This window comes from Paenibacillus sp. J31R122 (assembly GCF_056269185.1).
On sequence record NZ_JBWDNM010000001.1, the window covers coordinates 268,885 to 286,821 of the forward strand.

Annotated in this window: 12 protein-coding genes; 8 read left to right on the forward strand and 4 right to left on the reverse strand. The window is 48.5% G+C overall.

Going from position 1 to position 17,937, the window contains the following annotated elements:
• Positions 1 to 25 precede the first annotated feature (25 nt).
• A complete protein-coding gene (locus AC0YN7_RS00960; protein WP_475808071.1) occupies positions 26 to 4,159 on the forward strand; it encodes a DUF4855 domain-containing protein in 4,134 nt (1,377 codons plus the stop codon).
• Here the strand turns inward: AC0YN7_RS00960 and AC0YN7_RS00965 are convergent.
• The gene (locus AC0YN7_RS00965) at positions 4,133 to 4,348 is read right to left on the reverse strand and encodes a hypothetical protein (protein WP_475808072.1); all 216 of its coding nucleotides are present in this window, start codon (positions 4,346 to 4,348) and stop codon (positions 4,133 to 4,135) included. The two genes, AC0YN7_RS00960 and AC0YN7_RS00965, sit on opposite strands and share 27 nt — an antisense overlap.
• Positions 4,349 to 4,639: 291 nt before the next feature.
• Positions 4,640 to 5,305 carry a VOC family protein gene (locus AC0YN7_RS00970; RefSeq protein ID WP_475808073.1) on the reverse strand — a complete coding sequence of 222 codons (666 nt, stop codon included), beginning with the start codon at positions 5,303 to 5,305 and terminating at the stop codon, positions 4,640 to 4,642.
• 208 nt (positions 5,306 to 5,513) lie between these two features.
• On the opposite strand from AC0YN7_RS00970, the gene AC0YN7_RS00975 reads away from it, so the two are divergent.
• The gene (locus tag AC0YN7_RS00975) at positions 5,514 to 5,822 is read left to right on the forward strand and encodes a hypothetical protein (RefSeq protein ID WP_475808074.1); all 309 of its coding nucleotides are present in this window, start codon (positions 5,514 to 5,516) and stop codon (positions 5,820 to 5,822) included.
• Between the two features lie 913 nt (positions 5,823 to 6,735).
• Here AC0YN7_RS00975 and AC0YN7_RS00980 read toward each other — a convergent pair.
• A complete protein-coding gene (locus AC0YN7_RS00980) occupies positions 6,736 to 7,566 on the reverse strand; it encodes a helix-turn-helix domain-containing protein (protein WP_475808075.1) in 831 nt (276 codons plus the stop codon).
• Between the two features lie 115 nt (positions 7,567 to 7,681).
• On the opposite strand from AC0YN7_RS00980, the gene AC0YN7_RS00985 reads away from it, so the two are divergent.
• The 6 genes from AC0YN7_RS00985 to AC0YN7_RS01010 all read left to right on the forward strand — a co-directional run bounded on the left by AC0YN7_RS00985 (position 7,682) and on the right by AC0YN7_RS01010 (position 16,985).
• A complete protein-coding gene (locus AC0YN7_RS00985; RefSeq protein ID WP_475808076.1) occupies positions 7,682 to 9,934 on the forward strand; it encodes an FAD-dependent oxidoreductase in 2,253 nt (750 codons plus the stop codon).
• 72 nt (positions 9,935 to 10,006) lie between these two features.
• Complete coding sequence (locus AC0YN7_RS00990) at positions 10,007 to 11,548, forward strand: response regulator transcription factor (protein ID WP_475808077.1); 1,542 nt, start codon at positions 10,007 to 10,009, stop codon at positions 11,546 to 11,548.
• 34 nt (positions 11,549 to 11,582) lie between these two features.
• On the forward strand, positions 11,583 to 13,361 hold the full coding sequence (locus AC0YN7_RS00995) for a cache domain-containing sensor histidine kinase (RefSeq protein ID WP_475808078.1): 1,779 nt from the start codon (positions 11,583 to 11,585) through the stop codon (positions 13,359 to 13,361).
• A 191-nt stretch (positions 13,362 to 13,552) separates the two neighbouring features.
• Positions 13,553 to 14,521, forward strand: coding sequence for an ABC transporter permease (locus tag AC0YN7_RS01000; RefSeq protein WP_475808079.1), 969 nt, complete (start codon positions 13,553 to 13,555; stop codon positions 14,519 to 14,521).
• Positions 14,515 to 15,375 carry a carbohydrate ABC transporter permease gene (locus tag AC0YN7_RS01005; protein WP_475808080.1) on the forward strand — a complete coding sequence of 287 codons (861 nt, stop codon included), beginning with the start codon at positions 14,515 to 14,517 and terminating at the stop codon, positions 15,373 to 15,375. The genes AC0YN7_RS01000 and AC0YN7_RS01005 overlap by 7 nt, the downstream gene beginning before the upstream one ends.
• A gap of 74 nt (positions 15,376 to 15,449) precedes the next feature.
• The gene (locus tag AC0YN7_RS01010; RefSeq protein ID WP_475808081.1) at positions 15,450 to 16,985 is read left to right on the forward strand and encodes an extracellular solute-binding protein; all 1,536 of its coding nucleotides are present in this window, start codon (positions 15,450 to 15,452) and stop codon (positions 16,983 to 16,985) included.
• 54 nt (positions 16,986 to 17,039) lie between these two features.
• On the opposite strand, the gene AC0YN7_RS01015 is transcribed toward AC0YN7_RS01010, so the two are convergent.
• Positions 17,040 to 17,840 (reverse strand): helix-turn-helix domain-containing protein, encoded by an 801-nt coding sequence (locus tag AC0YN7_RS01015; protein ID WP_475808082.1) that lies wholly within the window; start codon positions 17,838 to 17,840, stop codon positions 17,040 to 17,042.
• Positions 17,841 to 17,937: the final 97 nt, after the last annotated feature.

Sequence of the window (17,937 nt, forward strand, 5' to 3'; positions counted from 1 at the left end):
GCATAGAAAGAGAGCGTGAGCTTAGGTGAAAACTAGACGAAGTTTGACTGCTTTGTTGCTTGTTCCGGTCATGCTGTTCTCGTTGATATCCTCCGTGTATGCGGAGGAGGCGGGCGGAGAAAACGCCGACTTCTACAATGTGGCTCAAGGGAAAACGTACACTTGGTCGGAACAGCCGGAGGACGCTTTCCCGGATGACGGGACGAAGCTGACGGACGGCAATGCTGCCGATCTATCGCGTAACAGCGGCAACTGGGTGGGCCACCGCAACATGAAATCCCGTTCGGTTGTATTTGATCTAGGCGAGCAAAAGACAATCCAGGAGGTGAACGCTCGTTTCCTGCACGATTGGCCGAACAATGAAACGCTCGTACCGCTCACCGTTTCATTCTACGTGTCGGACGATGAGGTGAACTGGGGCGTATTGTCCCATAATGCGACCAAATTGTTATGGGGCGATCAGACCGACATCGAGACGTTTACGTGGGACGGCAGCGCAGAGACTGGAGCCGTCAAGCGTGGCGATTATACCGAAGGACTCGTGTACGCTCGGTATGTGAAAGTGGTGTTCTCCATGCATCCAAGGGCATGGAGCATGATCGACGAGGTGACGATTACCGGCGCGGACGGCTTGATCGACGGAGCTCAACCGGTGCAGCCTGAGCCTTACGGTCTCCAGCAGTCTGGGGATGCTACTGGCGGGATTCAGAATCTGGGCTTGCTGTATAACGGGCATTACCCGGACGGCACAGGAACTTGGACAAAGGAACGGGTTATCCCAAATATCAGCTATGTGAACAAGCAAGGGGAGCCTGTTGATTGGTTGTTCGACGGCGTGCTGTATCTGGGTTTGACGTCGGAGAACGGCAGAGGCTTCGGAGCGACGGAAGCGCCCGGCAAAGCCAGAAAAGAGGAATGGGAATGGTATTTGAATAAAACGTTTAACGCCGGCGGGGATATGAGCGCGTTGAACGAGGCGACGGTCGAGGTCGGCGCGAAGCTTGGAGAGCCTGACCGTAAGACGAAGGTTGTGCTGATGATTCCCGATCCGGGCGAATATCAGTCCGATTTCGGCAGCATTAACGGTGAAAATCTGAACTTCAATCTAAGTGTGGTCGGTAATGTCGCATCGCTGGACAACCGGGCCAAAGCGATTCAGTGGTGGACCGATGAAGTCAAGTCCAGATGGTCGGCTGCGGGCTACTCGAACCTGGAGCTCGTCGGCATGTATTGGCTGGAGGAACAAATCAGCACGCATTCGACTGGCCCGGAGATGGTCAAGAAAGCGAGCGAAATCGTTCATAACGCTGGCCTGAAGATGTTCTGGATTCCTCATTTTATGGCCTATAAGGCATTCATGTGGAAGGATGTCGGCATTGATGCCATCTCTCTGCAGCCGAACTATTTCTTCGAGAAACTGGATCCTTCGCGTCTGGAAGATACAGCGGATATGGCGAAACGGTACGGCATGTCGCTGGAGCTGGAGTTCGATGACCGGATGATCAACGACGCCGTCTTCCGCGAGAGGTTCATCGATTACTTGAACAGCGGCGTGGATACAGGGCTGATGCAGCAAGGGTATAAAGCTTACTATCAAGGCAACAACGCCGTTTACAACGCGGCGAAAAGCGCGGACCCTGCTACTCGCGTCCTCTACGATTGGCTATATCAATTCGTGAAAGGCACTTATCAGAAGCAAGACGCCGCTCCGCCTGATGTTGTAGCGCTCATGAACGGGGAGCCGATCTCGGAGCATACGATTGTGCCTGATACGACACAGGCCGCTTTCACCTGGACTATTCCGGGAGATGACGGCAGCGGGATCGTTAAAGTAACGGCCAAGTATGACGGCAAGCCTTATACGGAAGGAACTGTTGTAGATCTGACGGGCAAGCCGGGCAAGCATGTGCTGGAGCTGACGGTGGCGGCCGCCAAATCCAAGACGGTTAAATTCGTAATAGAAGCACGTTTGGGCGCTGAAGGTCTATTGGCTCTTGTTGATAAATACGCGGACAACAAGCAGCTTAGCAATGCCGATACGATCCGCGCTATGCGCAACGCCCTGATCATGATGGAGCGTACACAAGAGAGCGATCCTGAGCAAGCCATAGGCTATTTGCTGGCATTCAATGCGAAGCTGGAAGGGGCTAAAGGCCTTGAATTTGTAACGGAAGGCGCTTATACGGCGCTGAAGGAAGGCGTGTATTACGAGATCGGCAGCATCGCGCAAGACAAAGAAGCAGAGGCATCCTCGACGGAAGCCGCAGGTCTGGAGCCTTCGAAAGCGCTGGATGGCGCACCGGGCACGCGCTGGGCGAGCGAAGTGCGCGATACCGCTTGGTTCCAGATCGATCTGGACAGCAAGCAAACCTTCGATACGATCCGCATCGATTGGGAATATGCGCGCGCGGACCAATACCGTCTGAGCGTCTCGGATGATAAGCAGACGTGGGAGCCCTTGAAAGTCGGCAACAATGGCGTGGTTAAAGCGTCCGACGGCAAGAATACGCTGGTATTCCCGGCAACGACGGCAAGATACATCAAGTTTGAGGGACTGAATCGGGCAACGTTCTACGGTTATTCCTTCTATGAATTCGGCGTGTACGATCTTGCCCAGCAGCAAGAGCTGAAGACATTGGACGGCATACAAGCCGCCGTGGACGCCTCCACGAAGAAAGTCACGATCGACGGGTTGGTCATGAACGGCAAGAAAGAACATTTGTATGTCAAAGTGCTTGACCCAAAAGGCAACATTCAATATACAGGTCAGACGGGCACTGAGGATGACGGAAGCTTCCGCATCGCCTTTACGTTGACCGGAGAAGAGCAAGGACTGTATATGGTCGAGCTTGAAACGGATGACATGACGACTCCAGAGCAGGCCGCCTTCGAATATCGCAAGCCGCCTTCCACTGGCGGAGGCAATGGAGGCAGCATTGGAGGCGGTCCGGCGCAAGATCCGTATACGTTGCAAGCGGACGGTTCAGTCAAAGCCGTGCTTGTCCCGACATTGAAAGGCAATCAGGCTGCGGCTTCGGTCGGAGAAGCGGATCTGAATGCCGCGATTCTTAAGGCAACAGCCGACAGCAAAGGCAACAAGCATATTCGTCTTGAATTGAAGCCGTCGAACGCGGCTGGCAGCTATGCTTTGGAGCTTCCGGCATCTAATCTGACGAACCAGTCTAATCTGATTCTGCATATCTCCACGCCGTATGCCCAGCTTGCTTTGACTGGCGACATGCTGGCTGGAGTCAAGGAGAATGCCGGAAAGCTGCTCGTTATCGTAAGCGACCATGCAGGCGAGTATCGCGGCAACGAAGCGGCTGGCCGGATCGGCAACAGGCCAATCGTGGAAATTGCATTGCAACTGGACGGTGAAGCTCTGTCTTGGAACAATGCGAAGGCACCGATTTCCATTGCGATTCCATATTCGCTTCAAGCGGGAGAGCAAGCAGCTGATCTGCAAGCTTTTGAGCTGACGGGCAACAGCGCGGCGGCAATTGATGGCGCGTCTTATGACAAAGACAAGGGCGTACTGCGATTCTCCATCGACCAAGTCGGCGTCTATGCTGTCGGCGGCAAGAAACCGGCTGCGTTCACTGACCTTGGCAAGCATGAATGGGCGCGCGAGGCGATCGAGAAGCTGGCCGAAAGAGGCATCGTCAAAGGCACCTCGATCGAAAATGGCACTTTCAGCCCCGCAAATCAAGTAACGCGAGCTGATTTTATCCTGATGCTGGTGAACATGCTTGACCTGCGCGCCGAGATTACCTCGACGTTCGCCGATGTGAAGCCGAATGATTATTACTACGATGCGGTGTCCATCGCCAAGCAATTGGGAATCGTTTCGGGAGTGAACGAAGTTAACTTTGCTCCTCGTGACTCAATCAGCCGCCAGGACGCTATGGTTATGCTGACCCGAGCGCTGCAAACGACGGGGGCAATCAAGCCGTCCGCATCCGGTTCAACACTTGAGGGCTTCCGTGATGCGAGCCAGATTGCGCCATATGCTGCGGACAGCGTGGCAACGATGTTCGAGCATGGGCTGGTTACGGGCTCCAACGGCTATATGAAGCCGAAGAGTACGACCAGCAGAGCGGAAGCAGCGACGTTCTTGTATCGCGTTCTTCAATTAATCGAGGGGCAGCAGCAGGAGTAGACGCGGGAACAATTGATTTAAGCACATTCCGATTAGCGCGGCAACGCGCCCGGGATGTGCTTTTTCGACGATACAGAATAAACTTCCTGAATGGACGGATGAAGCCGGTAAGCCGTCCCGCGCTTCCGCGATGAACTGCGGGCGCGTGATGGCGCCTCCGACCCCCACGTAAGACGCCCCAGCGCGCATGGCCGACGCCGCTTCCTCGGGCGTCCCGATGCGCCCTTCCGCGACGAACGGTAACGCGCAGCGCTTCGCTCATCCACCGGACGAGCTCCAGGTCGGGGCCTTCGGACCGAGGGCCATGCGGCGTATAGCCGGATAACGTCGTCCAGACGAAATCCGCGACAAGCCGCTCGGCGGCAAGCTATGCGAAGTCGTAGCTGCTAGGCTCCACCAGGGGTTAGTTAGCGCAGCGGTGGAGCACGACATGGATATCTACTGATAGGTTTTTTACGTTAGATAACCATTGCCACAGGTTCATAGAATGGATTGCAAGTTGGCAGCCAACTGATTGATTGGCTTATCTACATGGCAGTGCAGCCGATACAAAAATGAAGGTCGCGGTTGTTCGATTAGCTGTTTATTCACTGCACCCAAGTCATGCAACTCACCCAAGCGAGATGCTAGCATGCGCGGCGTCACTCGCTCAAGGGCATGCCTTATATCTTGAAAGTGTTCGTAGTTGAAATGGAGAGCAAGCAAGACGGGCATGTTCCATGCTTTTGACCGTCCACTGCCCCGACAGCTCTTGCGACAGTTGGAGTACACGGCTTTCATAACTCTGAGCGGAACCAATTCCTCGGATAACATCAGGCTGTGTCCGTTAGGATCCACGAAAGTTGCAAGCTTCACCATATCCGGTACTGTTTCTATCTCCCCAATAAACGTTACGCCATTCTGTTCCAATGATTTCCTTGCCGCCTCAATATCATAGACTTCAAATACAGTCGATGAGGTGGAAGGAATAACCTCTTCCGCTTCCGAAAATCCAATGATACAACCTTGGGTTGATGTATTCATCATGGCCATTCCTGAGGATATGTCGTGGAATACGACCTCAAACCCCAACTTTTCCCTATAAAAAAGAATCGATTCGTCCAAACTTTTTACGCTGTACCATATCGTTACGCCTGGTTTAAACACGGAGCACCTCCAAATATTTGATACCGGTATTACATCAAGTATACTTTCGGTAGTAAAGTTTTTTCTGGAAAATTTTTGATTGCCTCGGGGTGTCTTTGGTAGTGAAACCAACAACGGTGGGAGAGCACATCGCTGGCAGCGATGAGGTCAGGGGTGAGGGTCCCCTGCCTTAACACATATCGGAACAATTGTCTAAGCCGATCCCCCGATGTATTGCCTGAAAGTTCAAAATTACTTTGAAAAATATCTTTTGTTGTTAGATGACGCACCTCTGTTCGAACAATTGATGCTTATCAGGAAAATAGTGGTATATCCGCGTAAGGGGACAGACTTTGAGGATTTTGATGACACTGGCATGAATTTTATTAGTAAGCCGGAATGGAAAATGATCCTGAAGCATTGGACGCAACTTGCAATCAATAACCCATCTAGCGCTGAATTTATAGATTATGTAAGTCGGTGGTTGATAGCAACGCTAGAGCATGTGGATGAAATTGTGATTGAAGGGAATTTGTAAGTTGCCGATCCCGTTTATGAAATCTATAAGGATCACCCCCCTTTAGGTATTTTGACTATTAATTATATTGAATTTCTCTGGATTTGATCATCTCGATTACTTGTTGGACTTTAGGATCGGTATCGAAATTTATTGTAAGGGCGGCCATTATTTGGCTGTCAATTAAAAGTATAGAATCCAAACCTTTATTCAACGTTGGATAGATATAATCATAACGTATACTAGTAGTGCTGTGATAGAGTGAAGTCCAAGTCTGCAATTAACAATACTCAAAAAGTGGATAAAAGCAAATTTTTGATAAAAGAAGGTATGAATTAATCATGTTCCGGTTATGTTTCCGCATACGACACATGTAGAGTGCTGTTAACTGTTAGTGAGGAAAGACTAATAGTTGAGGTGTATTGGCGGAAATAGTAAAGAGGAGCTTTCGCCCCTCTCTTTTTTTATTAGAACATGTAAGGCAAAGCTGATAGGAATGTTTTCAGAAAAATACAACCGATAATCGCAATGATTATTGTTAAAATCCATAAAACTAGACCAAGTATAAATCTAATTAGAGGATGTAAACGAAGGCTTGCGCCACAGTGGGGGCAGTTGTTTGCTGAAGAAGCAACTTTCTTGGAGCATACTTTGCAATTTTGCAATTTAATTATTTTCCGAGGATTTAGAAACCTCGTAAATATGAAATACACAAGCACGAAACATAATAATGCAAATACGATTGATAAAGCTTCAAAGACGGTATAACGCAAAACAGTAATTCCCCTTCCTGAGTAGTACAATGATGCTTATTTTCTGGTAATCTTTAACACGCGACATAACGAAATGGTATCATAATCTAGTTCGTATTGTATATAATTTGTGTTATCTAGTATATAGGGCGGAACTTCACGTGACCCTGCAACCTCTCAAACTATACCCGGTTCATTTTCCTGTAGGCAGAAGGACTGATTTTCAACATTTTAGTAAATACACGGCTTAAATAAAACCCGTTGTTGTAGCCGCAAGCCAGCGCAATTTTCTCTATGGGAAGCTGGGTATCGATCAGCAGGGATTTTACTTTCTCCAATCGAATATGGCTTAAGTATTGTGAGGGCGTCATTCCCATGCTTTTACTGAATCGGCGGCTAAACTGTACGGGGCTGATTCCGAGCTCGGCTGCAAGCCCCAGCATGCTCATATCCCCGAACCCATTCTGATGAATGAACAGCTTCGCTTGCTCGATCAATGGGTCCATCGGTTGAATTTCCATATCGCCAGCGGGAGCTTTAGGCTGCTGGCAGAAGCGCCATATATCATTTAAAGCATGATTTTGCCAATAATGCTTCTGGTCAAACACCGCATCGGCATGCTGCTTTAAGAACCCCAAATTATCGACAAGCCGTTCCAAATGACTAATGCACAGCTTATAGGCTGAAGAGTCTAGTTGAAAGCGGACAGCAAGCTCATCCTCTTTCTTCTGATCCAGGTCGTCCGAGACGGAACCGAAAGAAAATCCAATAAAATGAAAAGATAGCGTGTTTATAACGCTGCGATGAAAGCTGAGTCCCGGCGGACAGACGATCACATCGCCCATTTGGGCCATTCCCTCGACCTCGCCTATTTGGTAGGAAAAGCTGCCTCCCTCTACGGCAAAAAGAACCCAATGATCGTAGGTGTCCACATTGAATTGAAACTTTACTTTATGATTCCAAAAGACATGATGTGAAAGAATGGGAAAAAGACTGGAGCTTTGAACGGTCATTTCTCTAAGCCTCCGCAGTGAAATAAAGTATATGCTATTATGATAGCGCAGTGCATGTTAAATAACGAGCCCCTCGTATAAGATGAAATTAAATTTATGCTTGGAGGGGATTTAAATGAAGCTAGAATTAGTAAAAAGCGATATTACCGTTATTGGCGGAGGATTGGCGGGCGTATGTGCTGCCGTGGCTGCTGCACGTCTTGGACAGACTGTGTCGCTCATTAATAACAGACCTGTACTTGGAGGCAATTCCAGCAGTGAAGTACGGGTATGGGTGTGCGGTGCCACTGCGCATGGAACGCAGCGGTATGCGAGGGAAACCGGCATTATGGGAGAAATGTTTGTCGAGAACCAATATCGGAATCCTGAGGGTAATCCTTATTTATGGGATCTTGTTGTGCTGGAGACCGTTCGAGCGGAGCAAAACATCCAATTGTTCCTGAATACGGATGTGCACGAGGTGGAGGCGGAGGGACTGGAAGATGACCGGATCATTCATTCCGTTACAGGATGGATGATGGGCTCGGAACGAAAGATACGGTTTGAAAGCAAAATGTTCATTGACTGTACCGGAGATGGACTCGCGGGTTTTCTTGCTGGCGCCAAATACAGGATTGGCCGTGAAGCCAAGGAGGAGTATAACGAGGACTGGGCACCGGACATAGCTGATGACATTACGCTTGGCAGCACGCTTCTTTTTTATACGAAGGAGGCAGACCGGCCGGTTAAATATATTCCTCCAAGCTTTGCCAAGGATATTACGCAAACGACAATTCCAATGAAGCGAGTTATCCGCAGCGGGGATTCCGGCTGCCACTATTGGTGGATAGAATGGGGAGGCGAATTGGATACGGTTCATGATAATGAACGAATTCGCGACGAGCTCTGGTCGGTTATTTACGGCATTTGGGATTATATCAAAAATTCAGGTAACTTCGAAGCCGATAACATGACGCTGGAATGGATCGGATCTATTCCAGGCAAACGGGAATATCGCCGTTTTCAGGGTGACTACATGCTGAATCAAAACGATATTATCGCGCAGGAGCCTTTCAACGATCGCGTCGCCTTCGGAGGCTGGTCGATTGACCTTCATCCGCCGCAAGGAATGTATTCGACGGAAAGCGGCTCGAAGCATTTGTATTCTGACGGCATCTACCATATTCCATTCCGCAGTCTGTACTCCAGCAATGTAAGCAATCTGATGTTCGCTGGCCGGGATATTAGCGCTACCCATGTCGCCTTCGGTACGACAAGGGTAATGGCGACCTGTGCCGTAATCGGGGAGGCGGCCGGCAGCGGCGCCGCATTATCTATTCAGAAAGGGATATCACCGCGCGTGCTGCACCGAGATCATATGAATGACTTGCAGCAGATCATGCTGCGGCAGGATGCGTCCATTATCGGGATCGCAGGAGAGGATCCGCATGATCTGGCGAAATCAGCCCATATTACGGCATCGAGTACATTGAATAAGATTTCCATCGCAAGCCCAACGTATAATCATCCGCTTGATAAGGATCTCGGCGTTTTGTTTCCTGTTCAGCCTGCTCTTGAATCGGTCGAGCTGCTTTTGGATGCCGTACAAGCTACGACGCTTGAAGTGGAGCTCTGGCATACGGGCAAGGGAGAAAATTATGTGCCTAAGCAAAAAGTAACAGCAACATCTACGCTAGTCACCGAAGGCAGTGGGCAATGGGTTAAGCTGGATCTGCCATGGCAGCCGGATGCGAGCTGTAATGCTTTCCTCATTATAAAAGCTAATGAAGCGATAACGCTTCACGGATCAGATATGCCGCTGACCGGCGTGCTGTGCTTTGAGAAGGGTCCTAAGCCGGTCGTTTCCTCCCTCTTGGAGGATCATCAGCCGGAACAGCCAGTAGCGCAATGGAGCATGCGTCGATGGAATCGCCGTCCATTATGTTTGCAAATAACGCCAAATACAGAGGCATACTCGGCCATAAAAGTGACGGACGGATATATCCGGCCATTTGCCGGCCCGCATCTATGGGTGTCCGAAGAAATGATTGTGGGCAAGTCGGAATGGATACAGCTTGAATGGGAGGAAGAGAAAAGGATCGCCGAAATCCATCTAACCTTCAACGACGACGTCAATGAAGATTTAATCAATTTGCACCATCACCGCACGGCTTTCGAGGCTATACCCGAGGTTGTACGCAGCTATCGGATTCAGGCATTCATCCAGGATGAATGGGTTGAGGTTGCGGGGGAACGGGATAACCATAAACGAAAAAGAGTACATGTGCTCGAGCGCGAGATCGCATCCAAGCAAATTAGATTATGGATCGATGGCACGAACGGCGGCCCACGGGCGGAGGTTGCCGAAATTAGAGTCTATGCTCTATAATAAGCTAAATCAGTTGATAACGCTTTCAAACCATATCGATTAGGGATCAGGAATTTGAAAGGAGAGGGAATCATGGCCGTGAAGCCGCTTAGCGTTCTGATCGTCGACGATGAGATTCCTCTAAGACAGGAGCTTCGGATATTCCCATGGGAGAAATGCGATGCTGTATTAATTGGCGAAGCCAGCAACGGCTTGGAGGCTTTGCATCTATGCAGAGACTATACGCCAGATGTCGTAATTACAGATATTACGATGCCGGTTATGGACGGTATCACGCTCACAAGAGAATTGAGGAAGCGATATCCTAATGTTCAAATTATTTTGCTGACCTGTCACAGCGATTTTCATTATGTGCAAGAAGCGCTTCGCCTTGGAGCGCTTGAATATATTTTGAAGGTATCGATGGAAGAGCATGAATTAAAGCAAGCGATGGACAAAGTAAGAGCGGTGATCGTTAAGGAGCGTATTGCTCAGGATAATGAAAAAAGGGAGCAAAGGCTGCTGCAAGCCGCATTATTCGGAAAACTGCTGCACGGACAAGAGCTGGACAGCACCGATTGGCATCCAATCGCGTTGAATGGGGAAAACCCTGTCTTATTAGTACGCTTGATTCTTGACGCTCCTTATTCAGCATATTTGCCGGTGAAACAGCGTATTCAGCAAACGCTGACCGATATGGAAAGATCGGATTTAAATTGGTTGACATGGCTGACGATAAGGGAAATGGAGTATTTCATTCTTATAGGCGCGCGGCAACCTTCCGAGGCTGTCTTACAATCGCTGGGCAAAGTGACGCAAGCCTTAACGGACCTGATGAAGAGGGATTCTCCTCTGTTCGATCATAGCGGAGCGGCACATGCCATTGTCAGCGAACCGTTCTCAACCAAAGAAGAGCTGACGCAGTCTCTCACTTATTCGACTGAATGGAAGGACGCGCTTTTTTATGATAGCTCCTTGGAAAGCCAAGTGTTCATTGGTCATCCGTTGCCTTTAATGGATATGACAGATAAGAAGGCCAAGGAACTGAACGAAATGCTAAGAAAGGCTTGCTGGTCCACTGCGAGCTTGAGAGATTTTTTGCAGGGTGAATTTATTAGTTGGTGCTTAATAAATCGCATCAAGCAGCAGCAGCTTAAGGAGCGCATGCTGAATTGGCAGGTGGAGTGGCTGAAGGTACAGGAAGGCGCAGAGCTGGACGGATCCAGCATTTCGCATTTGATGGGGTCGCATACTTTGACTCAAATGGTCGCCTGCATTGTCCGTGATATCGCAGCAGTGGAGGGGGGAAGGACGCGCTCGCGATTCGAGATTCGTTCGGCCGTTCAATGGATCAAAGAGCATATGCAGGAGCCGATCTCACTTCCCCATATTGCTGAGCAGGTAGGTCTTAGTCCGCATTATGTCAGTAAATTGTTTCGCGAAGAAACGGGGAGCTCTGTCAATCAGTATATTACCCGGCTGCGCATGGAGAAGGCAGTCGAGCTGCTGAAGCATACGAACAAGAAAGTGTATGAAATTGCAGAAGAGGTCGGGATCCCGAGCTATCGCTATTTTACCGTTACGTTTCGGAATTGGACGGGGGTGTCCCCTACGGATTATAAAAGGCATAGTTAACTGCACGAGAGACCATGCGCGGGGGAATGGGAATATGTCGAAGCTGTTTAATTGGTATGCCAGCCTTGGTCTTGCTACCAAGCAGTTTATCTATCTATTTATCGTGACTCTGCTGCTGTTTCTGGTGCTTGCATGGCGCAATCTCCATGAAGCTGAGAGTATGCTTAAGAATCAAGTGATTCGCGATGCTGAGCTGCTTTTAAGCCGTACCAATCAATATATTGATGCCAGCCTGGACAATGTGGAAAATATGCTGCTTCTGCTCTCAACTCGTTCGGATTTGCTGGAGGAGGGAAATGAGGAAGCGGCCGTCGATACGCTGCGCAAATTTTCCGATTATAACAATTCGATAGCCAAAACACTGTACATGGTTCGAGCCGATGGCGATGTTTTTGCAAGCACACAGGTGTATTATGAGATTATTGGCAATCCCCGCTTGCATGAGCTCTACGAGCTTGCGCTTCAGAACTACGGGGCCATTAACGTCAGTGAGCCTTACTATTCGCCTATGTCCGGACATACGCTTGCCTACGTATTGCCGATTACGGATGAAAGCAAACAAGTGCAGGGAGTTGTCGTTGTCGAGTTGGATCTGAATTTGCTCACGGAGCGAATCGCCCCTATGATCTATCAATCTTATATTTTGTTTACAAAGGACGGAAATGTCATTAACCGGCTGGATTCACGTGATAAGCTGCTTCCCTTTCAAGAGTCTACCTATCCGCCGATTCTTAAGGACGACTTTCGAAAGCAGCTTGTTTCACTTAAAGTCGGCGTTAGCGGCATAGAAGGACACTCCTTGAATCCGCTAGTAGCTGTGAAATCGACGAAAAACCGTTTGGGCTGGACGCTTGCAGCTTTTATCGAAGAGGACTATTTCTATCAGGACCTGCAGAAGTTGAACAATAATTACAGGACGGCTAGCATCATTTGGATCGTTGTGCTGCTGCTCAGCGCGTACCTTCTCAGCCATTCCTTCACACATCCGATTCGCAGGTTCGTCGAGAAAATGGATCGGCTTAACGACCTGCAGGTAGTGGTGAAGCTGCCGGTCACGAGGAAGGATGAAATTGGCAGGCTGACGCAAAGCTACAATGCCATGCTCGAGAGGATCCAGAGTCTCCTGCTGAAGATGAAGTCGGCGGAGGAGCAGAAGAAGGAATACGAGCTGAAGATGCTGCGAAGTCAAATCGCGCCTCACTTTCTATATAACACACTTGCTTGCATAAGCAGTCTAGCCAAGCAGCAGCGGATAGACGAGGTGCGCGATACCATCCGCTCACTAGTGAAGCTGCTAAGCTTCAGCTTTGACAAGCAGTCGGAGTATGTCTCGTTGGATGAAGAGCTGGAAGGCCTGCGTATGTACATGCATATACAACAAGTCCGTTATGGAGAACAATATAGATATGAGCTTGATATCGATCCAGGCCTGCTTCATTACCGAATTCTTAAGCTCACCCTTCAGCCACTCGTGGAAAACGCGTTGTTTCATGGGATAACGCCTCATAATGGAGGTCTTATAACTATTAAAGGAGTGCTGGAGAAGGGTATGCTGAGGCTCTATGTTCGTGATGATGGCATAGGCATGACAAGGGAGAAGATAATCAAGCTGCTTCAAGACAATATAGAGCAGGAGCGTTCTATGTACAGATTTACAGGCATTGGACTGCGAAATGTGCATGAAAGAATCCGAATTCATCACGGCGAGCCGTACGGCTTACGGATTGGAAGCGCGCGGGGCGCGGGAACCGTTATTCGTGTCGATATGCCGATTCTCACGGAGAGCGATGAACGCTTAGGCATTTGGAGTTAAGTTTATATCTAAGATTTAGAGGCTGTCCCGCGGGACAGCCTCTTCGTGTATTAAGTCTGATCAATGATGCGTGTCCTATCAAGTTTGTTTCCTTAAATCTGTACATTTTTTACGTTTTTGTGTATATCGGCGCAGCGTGCGGATGTTTATACTTACACTATTGGAAGCGCATACACCCAAGGAGGGATAAAATGAACGCCAATCAAAGCTTTACGCCCACCCCTCGGATACGGCCTGCTCCGCAAACAAAGCTGGAGTCGTTTCTCAGAACCATCTGGCGATTCCGGGCATTTTACATCATGCTGCTGCCTGGTGTAATCTATTTCATCATATTTCGGTATTTTCCGATGTATGGGGTCATTATTGCCTTTAAAAACTTTGCCATCCTGGATGGTATAACGGGGAGCTCGTGGGTCAATCCGTGGTATAAGCATTTTCAGCAATTTTATGAATCTCCCTATTTCAGCCAGCTGTTAAGCAATACGATATTAATCAGCTTATACAAGCTGGTATGGGGGACGCTGCCTCCGATTGTACTGGCACTGCTGCTGAACGAATGTCGTGTTCGTTGGTTGAAGTCTATCGTTCAAACGCTTACTTATATGCCGCACTTCTTATCATGGGTCATTATTTTCGGTATTCTTCTGACACTGTTCTCTCAAAACGGTGGCTTGATAAATCGCTGGATTGTAGAAGCGGGGGGCAGCTCAGTCCCGTTCCTTACCTCTACAGATTATTTCCGAAGCATTCTGGTCGGATCCGAGGTTTGGCAAAATCTCGGCTGGGGGGCGATCATATACTTGGCCGCGATGGCGAGCATCGATCCTACCTTATACGAAGCAGCTAAAGTGGATGGCGCGAGCCGGCTGCGCATGATTTGGCATATTACGCTGCCGGGTATCAGAAGCATCATTATCTTGTTATTTATTCTAAAGCTGGGCCATCTGCTTGATGCCGGCTTCGATCAAATCTACATTCTGTACAATATACAGGTTTATCCGGTTGCGGATATCCTCGACACCTGGGTGTACCGAACAGGCTTGCAGCAGTTGAATTTCAGCTTGGCGTCTGCCGTCGGATTGTTCAAGTCCGTCATTGGGCTGATACTTGTATTAGGCGCCAACCGTATGGCGAAGAAGTGGGGTGAGGGCATATGGTAAGAAGCCTCGATGATAAAATTTTTAACAGCATTGTCTATGTCATTCTGGGGTTATGCGGTCTTGCTGCCATTTTGCCGATTTTGTACGTAGTGTCAGTATCCATCACCCCCTTCGGAGAAGTATTGCGCAATGGCGGATTTATTTTGTTCCCAAGAGAAATTACGTTTTCTGCCTACCGAACACTATTAACGGAATCGAATATTCCGAAGGCGTTCCAAATTACCGTTCTTATTACGGTTGTCGGTACGGCAGTCAATCTTATATTGACCGGCCTGATGGCTTATCCGCTTAGCCGCAGAAACCTGCCGGCAAGAAATTTTTTTCTGATGATGATCGTGTTTACTTTGCTGTTCAGCGGAGGAATCATTCCAACCTATTTGGTTGTAAAGTCCATGGGGCTGCTTGACTCCATTTGGGCTATGATATTGCCTAACGCGGTTTGGAGCTTTAATGTGCTTATTATGAAGAGCTTTTTTGAAGGGCTGCCTGAGGAGCTGTTCGAATCCGCGAGGATGGACGGAGCCAAAGAGTTCCGTATCTTGCTCCAAATCGTAACTCCGCTCTCGATTCCTGTGCTCCTTACCGTAGGATTGTTTTATCTGGTCGGTCATTGGAACGAATTTTTTCAAGCGGTTTTCTACGTTACAGACCGCACGCTGTATCCTTTGCAGGTTGTCGTCAGGGAGATTCTAATGCAAAGCCAGCAGCCGCTTGAGAACGCGGAGAATATGATGCCGACTCAGACCATGCAAATGGCTTCCGTTATGATCGCCAGTCTGCCCGTTATCGTCATTTATCCTTTCCTTCAGAAGCATTTTACGAAAGGCATGCTGCTAGGATCGATCAAAGGTTGACTAAGGACGCATAGATAACTTATCAGCTATGCGGACCTATACAATACTAAAAAGTTTAGAGAGGGGATTTGAAGATGAGAAAAATATTTTCCTTGATGTTAACCGTTTCGATTTTAGGAGCCCTGCTTGCAGCCTGTTCCGGAGGAGACGGCAATAAAAAAGTTGGCAGCGAGCCAAGCAATACCGCCCAGCCAAGCACAGAAACGGCGCAGCCAAACAGCAAGCCGGTTAAGCTCGAGATTATCGAGACTGGAAACAACCTGCCTTCGCCGGATAAGGATATTATTAAGCAGGAGCTGGACAAAGCACTGAACATCGATCTGAATCTGACCGTTTACCCATCGGCGGATGATTACAGCAATCAATTGAATGTCCGCATGGCCTCGGGAAATTTCCCGGATCTGTTTATGGTCGACCGTCAGCAGCTCATTCAGTTTTCTAAACAAGGGCTGCTGCTTGATTTATCGCCATACATGGATAAATTGAAGCAAACGGTAGCCTACATAGGTGAAGACAGTGTCAAAAAGGGAATGGTGGACGGAAAGGTATACGGTATTGCCAAATCTCCGCAAATCCCTTACAACACCTTATGGATTCGCAAGGACTGGCTGGATAAATTGCAGTTGCAGGTGCCTACAACCCTGGAGCAATTAGCAAACGTGGCGGAAGCCTTCACCAAAGACGATCCGGACGGGAACGGAAAGCCGGATACCTTCGGTTTAACGGGTGGCAAGCTCGGCGCATTCTCGGTAATATTCGGCGGATTCGGCGTAGGTATGCCAGGCAACTTCTATGAGAAACAAGGGGCGGTCGTCAATTCTCTGTATGATCCAGCGATGAAGGACGCGTTGGAGTTTATTCGGAAAATGAATGCTTCAGGATCTGTTGATCCCGAGCTGCTGGCCAATAGCGGACTACAGCATCAAGAGAAGGCAATCAAGGGTCAGGCGGGCATTGTTTATATCGATTGGCCGAATATCACCAAGGAGCAGTTCGTGGAACAAATCAAAACCGTTAATCCGAAAGCGGAATGGCTGCAGATTGCGGCGCCAACCGGGGATGGGGGACAATACGACGGATATTGGGATATTGGTGCGACGCCGGGCCGATTCGCCATTCCGAAGGCGCTGGAGAAGGATCCGGAGAAGCTGCAGCGGGTATTCGATCTGCTAAATTATATTTCAAATCCGGAAGGCGGCTCGATGCTTGTGCAATTTGGGGTGAAGGATACACACTTCACGATTGATAACGGCAAGCCGAAGATGACAGATAAATCAGGTGAAGTCGGTTATTCCTGGCTGTACCAATTTACTGGCAGACCTGAAATGGAGTATTTGCAGGCTAAGTTTGCCGCTCAGTCCGATGCGATTGCATTCGCCAACGATCAGCCCCGTATTGAAGCGCTGAACGGATTCATAGATAATCCGGAAGGCTTCAACATAGCTGACGCAAATCGTTATATTGAGGAAGAGATTGCGAAATTTATTTATAATAAACGTCCGTTAAGTGAATATGACGCCTTTATCCAGACATTGGAGACGTCTATGAACTATAAAGCTTTTCTGGACAGTGCTAATGAGCAGCTGAAAGCTTTAGGATATGGCAGTTAAATAAATCGATGACATCAAACAAGCCGACCGGTCAATTTACGGTCGGCTTGTTTATTAGACACTATACGTTTTTCTATAAGTGGACGGGTTGATGCCGAATAGCTTCTTGAAGCTTTTGCTTAAATGGTGCTCGTCTGTAAATCCGCAGTGCTCGGCAATTTGGGCAAGGGTCAGTGAGGAATGGACCAGCAGCTGCTTGACTTTGTCCATTCGGAGATTAGCGGCATAGGTGCTGGGAGCGATGCGGAACTCACGTTTGAACAGCCTAGTCAATTGAACTTGACTTATGTCGAGTTCTGAAGCGATCGTTTTTAGCGAAACTCCAAATTCAGCTTGCTGCTGCAGCATGTGCACTGCACGCTGAAGGAGAGGCTCCTCACTGAACAAAGGCGTCGTTTGCTGGTCGGATAATTCAATCTGCAGCAGATAGAGCAGATCCTTAAGAAGATGTTTTTTGTACTCGAAACCAAGGCTTGCATTTAAGTAATGGGCTTCACGAAACTGAGAGAGGGAAGAATGAAATCTCTTGTTGTTCATTAAACGAAGTTTTCCGATCGGCGGGAAATCTTTTGTGCTCGAATGGTCAAGGTCAAGGTTAGCGTTCCATTGAAATCCCATTAAATGAAAGGATAAACCATTAGTTTTACGGTAAAAGGTTAAGTCAGGCGGGCACAGCACGACGTCATCTTTAACAGCTCTTCCGCTTTGGCTGCCCATTCTGTATTCAAAGCCGCCGTCTTCGACAATAAACAAAGCCCAGTGATCGTAAGTGTCATGCGTTTTTTGGAAATGCACAGCGTCTTTCACGTATACATGGTAATGCAGATCGGGCTCATGAAATCGAGTAAGTTCCAAAGGGAAGCTCCCTCCAAATGTGAAATTATATACAAGGATTTTTAATTATTCATACATTATAACATGTAAATTCTTTATATATAATCAAATTAAATAC

Coding starts and splice junctions, on each gene's coding strand:
- AC0YN7_RS00965 (WP_475808072.1), bottom strand. CDS start 4,348: ATGCGCGCTGGGGCGTCTTACGTGGGGGTCGGAGGCGCCATCACGCGC.
- AC0YN7_RS00975 (WP_475808074.1), top strand. CDS start 5,514: ATGTATTGCCTGAAAGTTCAAAATTACTTTGAAAAATATCTTTTGTTG.
- AC0YN7_RS00980 (WP_475808075.1), bottom strand. CDS start 7,566: ATGACCGTTCAAAGCTCCAGTCTTTTTCCCATTCTTTCACATCATGTC.
- AC0YN7_RS00985 (WP_475808076.1), top strand. CDS start 7,682: ATGAAGCTAGAATTAGTAAAAAGCGATATTACCGTTATTGGCGGAGGA.
- AC0YN7_RS00990 (WP_475808077.1), top strand. CDS start 10,007: ATGGCCGTGAAGCCGCTTAGCGTTCTGATCGTCGACGATGAGATTCCT.
- AC0YN7_RS00995 (WP_475808078.1), top strand. CDS start 11,583: ATGTCGAAGCTGTTTAATTGGTATGCCAGCCTTGGTCTTGCTACCAAG.
- AC0YN7_RS01000 (WP_475808079.1), top strand. CDS start 13,553: ATGAACGCCAATCAAAGCTTTACGCCCACCCCTCGGATACGGCCTGCT.
- AC0YN7_RS01005 (WP_475808080.1), top strand. CDS start 14,515: ATGGTAAGAAGCCTCGATGATAAAATTTTTAACAGCATTGTCTATGTC.
- AC0YN7_RS01010 (WP_475808081.1), top strand. CDS start 15,450: ATGAGAAAAATATTTTCCTTGATGTTAACCGTTTCGATTTTAGGAGCC.